The organism is Bacteroidales bacterium (assembly GCA_014860585.1).
Lineage (GTDB): Bacteria > Bacteroidota > Bacteroidia > Bacteroidales > 4484-276 > RZYY01.
In genome coordinates, this window is the sequence record JACZJL010000042.1 from 1 (window position 1) to 4,572 (window position 4,572).

3 protein-coding genes are annotated in these 4,572 nt (G+C 44.6%); all 3 read left to right on the top strand.

What is annotated here, in order from left to right:
* A partial coding sequence (locus IH598_04975; protein ID MBE0637851.1) for a T9SS type A sorting domain-containing protein occupies nt 1-232 on the top strand: 232 nt, incomplete at its 5' end.
* A 121-nt stretch (nt 233-353) separates the two neighbouring features.
* Entirely contained in the window at nt 354-1,364 is a 1,011-nt protein-coding gene (locus tag IH598_04980; GenBank protein MBE0637852.1) for a T9SS type A sorting domain-containing protein, read from the top strand.
* A gap of 24 nt (nt 1,365-1,388) precedes the next feature.
* Nucleotides 1,389-4,391 carry a T9SS type A sorting domain-containing protein gene (locus tag IH598_04985; GenBank protein ID MBE0637853.1) on the top strand — a complete coding sequence of 1,001 codons (3,003 nt, stop codon included), beginning with the start codon at nt 1,389-1,391 and terminating at the stop codon, nt 4,389-4,391.
* The last annotated feature ends 181 nt before the right edge of the window (nt 4,392-4,572 follow it).

A 4,572-nucleotide genomic window follows, 5' to 3' on the forward strand; every position in this document is an offset into this window, starting at 1 on the left:
CAACCCGTTCGGGCAATCCATCCACATCGAATACCGGCTCGACGAGGACAGCCCCGTTACCCTGACCCTCTTCAACCAGTTAGGTCAGGCCGTTGAAGTACTCTGCAATGAGTACCAGACAGCAGGTCAACATCCGGCAATATGGGACGCTTCAGGTTTCCCATCGGGAATTTATCTGCTTCAGCTAAAGACCGGCAAACAGGTCATCACAAAAAAGATCATCAAACAATGAAAAACAGAATACGGATGACACGGATTTTACGGGTAAACACGGATTACATCAGTGCAAATCCGTCCGATCCGCGTCATCCGTGTTCAAATTATTAAATCAAAATTCAAAAAAACTTAAAATCATGAAAAAGCTTATCATTTTATTGGTTGCGCTGGTTGCGATGAATGGCGCAATGGCACAATGGCCATCCAGTTGTGATGTAACTGAAGAACTTGAATCGTATTATCAGGATGATGTAAAAGACATCGCTGCACAATGGCTCTTCGACATCCACTCGCCTGATACTGCGCTGATCGATATCCCGCAGTGGTGCCAGGACACCGTCTGGAGCGGGTTGGCAGCCATTAGTAACCGCTATGACCTGCCTGAAGTGGATTCGGTCTTTAACAAATACTGTATTCATCGGGTGATGGGGTTCATTAACATCAGAACAATTTGGGTGCAGTTAGATCCATCCTGCAGTTGGCTGAACAACTGGATGAACCTGCAAATAACCACCGGGGTTGCTGATCTTGACACATTACTGTCAAACTATAATTTTACTCTAAACTATTTCTTTGCTAATGATCATTGGGGAGTACTTTCTACAACTGAAATGATAAATTTATATGCTTTATGCGACAGCCTCGGGTCATTCGAGGATATAGCTAATGCTGAGCCTGATGGATGGGGTGGCAGTGCTGCCTGGTATGATCATATTTATTTCAGCGATACAGCCGGCATCAAATATTATACTTTTCAGCTAGGTGTTGGGCTGGCCGAACGTTATCGCTGGAATTTTAGGGTAGACACGGATTGTTCTGTTGAATTTCTTGGAAACGGGGGCTCTTATTGCTTTGAGTTACCCGAACCAATAAACTGCAATATTTTTACAAACATCAATGAAAACAGAAAGGTATCAGGTTGTACTATATTCCCCAATCCTTCAACTGACAAGATCACCATTTCCCATCCTGCATTAACCGGCATTTCAAACCTTTCGATCTTTAATGTCAGCGGAGAAAAAGTAATGGAAAGGCAGCTAGCAGATAACGAAACCCAAATTGACATCGGTACCCTTCCGCGGGGAGTGTATTTTGTGAGAGTGCAAAATGAAAAAATGGTGGAGGTAGGAAAAATCATCAGGGAATAATTCAAAATGTAAAATTGGAACGTCATGAAAAAACTTATCTTTTTATTGGTTGCGCTGGTTGAGATGAATGGCGCAAATGCGCAATGGTTCCCGCTTAATTCAGGAGCCACAAATGGGCTCAGTTCTGTGTATTTTACAGATGAAGATACAGGCTATGCGGTTGGATGGAATGGCGCCATTTTAAAAACCACTGATGGCGGGTATAACTGGGAAAACCAGGTTTCGGGAACCACCAACAGCCTTGCGTCCGTATATTTTACAAATACGAATACCGGATTTGTTGTCGGTGACAGCGGTACTATTCTCAAAACCACAAATGGGGGCATTGTATGGGAAGCCTTGGAATCCGGAACCTCAGAACCATTGTCGTCGGTGCATTTCCCCGACACTGAAACCGGTTATGTTGTCGGGAACGGAGCAATCATTTTAAAAACGACCGACGGAGGTGAGATCTGGACCAGCCAGTATTGGGGAACACAAACGCTTACGTGGTTAAACACGGTTCATTTCACGGATTCCAATACCGGATATGCCTGCGGTGGACAGTTAGGGGGGTGTTTACAACAAAATGGCATCATACTGAAGACCACTGATGGTGGGGTTGAGTGGACGCTTTCGCTGTTGTTTGGCATCGAATACGGCGTTTTGTATTCCCTATCTGCTGTTGATTCAAATACTGTTTTTGCGATCGGAAGCAGTGAAGAGGGTCCGGCTCATACCGATCTTGTAACTACCATCGACGGCGGGATAAACTGGTCAGCCATTTATATTTCAGGTTCACAAACCAGGTCGGTCTTTTTCATTGACTCCCAAACCGGTTTTGTTGTCGGCCGCGAGAGTGAAGATGGTGATGGTACCGTTTTGAAAACCACCGATGGGGGACTGACATGGATGGAGCAACCGGTCGGTATTCCGGTGTGGTTAAATTCGGTTCATTTTCCAACCCAAAACACGGGATACATCGTTGGTGATAATGGGATCATACTTAAAACAACAAACGGCGGTAACCTTGCTGGCTGCCTGCCCGAAGGCATCACCTTTACCACACAGGAAGAGATTGACAATTTCCAGGTCAATTATCCGGGATGTACGGAGATTGAGGGAGATGTTTATATTGGTGATTGGATGTCGGGGAGCAGCATTACCAACCTCAATGCATTAGGTATGTTAACTTCTGTCGATGGTAGTTTACATATTGGCCATAATCCATCCTTGACTAGCCTGATAGGGCTGGACAATTTGAATGCTATCGGTGGTGATCTCTGGATTTATTGGAATGCCATGACCAGCCTGACAGGGCTGGACAATTTGAGTTCCATCGGGGGTGATTTTGGCATTTGGGACAACGATGCCCTGACCAGCCTGGCGGAGTTGGACAATTTGAGTTCCATCGGGGGTATTCTTCGCATTGCTGAGAACTATTCCTTGACCAGCCTGACGGGTTTGGATAACATCAATGCTGGCTCCATCACAGATTTATATGTTTATAACAATGCTTCGCTATCCAACTGTGAAGTGCAAAGCATTTGTGATTATCTGGCAAACCCTAACGGTTCTGTAGATATTTATGGAAATTCTGATGATTGCAATAGCCCAATTGAAGTAGCAGGTTCTTGTGGAGTTATGGTTCCTTGTTTACCTTTCGGCAATTACCATTTTACAACTCAATTCGAGATAGATAGTTTTCAGTCTGATTTTCCCAACTGCTCAGATTTACAAGGTTATGTTACTATTTGTGGGAGCGATATAATGAATTTGGATGGGCTGAGTGTGCTGACTTCCATTGAGGCTGATCTTGATATCTATTCCAATGACAATCTAATAAGCCTGATGGGGCTGGATGGTTTGATCACGATTGGGGGCAGTCTCATAATTGGTGATTTTTATGAGGGTGGTAATCCTTTACTTACCAGTTTAACGGGTCTAGAAAGTTTGACTTCTATCGGGGGTGATCTTGATATTTATTCCAGCAATGCTCTGATCAGCCTGAACGGATTGGAAGGGTTGACTTCCATTGGGGGAGGTCTGACAATTGGAAGTGATTATCAGGGTGGACTTCCTTCGCTCACCAGTTTAACAGGGCTGGAAGGGTTGACTTCTATAGGAGGTGATGTTGAAATTGGTGGCAACATTGTCCTGACCAGCTTGACAGGATTGGAAAATTTGACTTCCATCGGGGGTAATCTTGATTTAATGGGTAACTCTACCTTGACCAGCCTGTCAGGGCTGGACAATGTGACTTCAATCGGTAGTAGCCTGGGAATTATAGGAAACTCTGGTCTTACCAGCCTGACAGGATTGGAAAATTTGACTTCCATTGGGGGTATGCTTTATTTATCAGGCAACTCTTCTCTGACAAGCCTGATGGGGATGGACAATGTGACTTCAATCCTGGGTAGTCTTTGGATTAAGGAAAACACTGCACTAACAAGCCTGACAGGGCTGGAAAATTTGACCTCCATCATGGGTTTCCTGTGGATTTCGTATAACACTGCCCTGACCAGCTTAATGGGCTTATCAGGTTTGACTTCCATAGGGGGAAACAGTTTTCAAATTTGGGGTAATACCGCCCTGACTACTCTGACGGGGCTGGACAATATTGATGCGGGTTCCATAAATGATATACACATCTATGATAACCAATTATTATCAACTTGTGAAGTGCAAAGCGTTTGTGATTATCTGGCAAGCCCTAATGGTACTGTTTCAATTTTTAGTAATGCCCCCGGCTGTAATAATCAGAATCAAGTACTTGAAGCCTGCCTCATACCCGTGGAAGAAATTGCCGGTGAAACAGGTATTCGCATTATTCCCAACCCGGCCAGGGATGTAATCACGGTATCATGGCCAATGCTAACCGGTAATGCGCTGCTTACCTTATTCAACATCACCGGCGAAAAGCTGATCGAAAAACAAATCATCCGGGCAGAAACCCAACTCGACATCAGCGCCCTGTCACGCGGAGTGTACTTTGTGAGGGTGCAGGGTGAAAAGTTGGCAGAAGTGGCCAAAATCATTAAGGAATAGAACAATCATTCTTCATTGAAACATTAAAGAATTTTCTCCCATGAAAAACAGAACACAGATGACACGGATTTTACGGATCCCGCACGTGCGGGACGGATTTGATCAGTGCAAGTCCGTCTGATCAGCGTCATTTGCGTTCTATCAAAAAGCAGTCAGAACTACCAAAAACCCGCAGGTTATG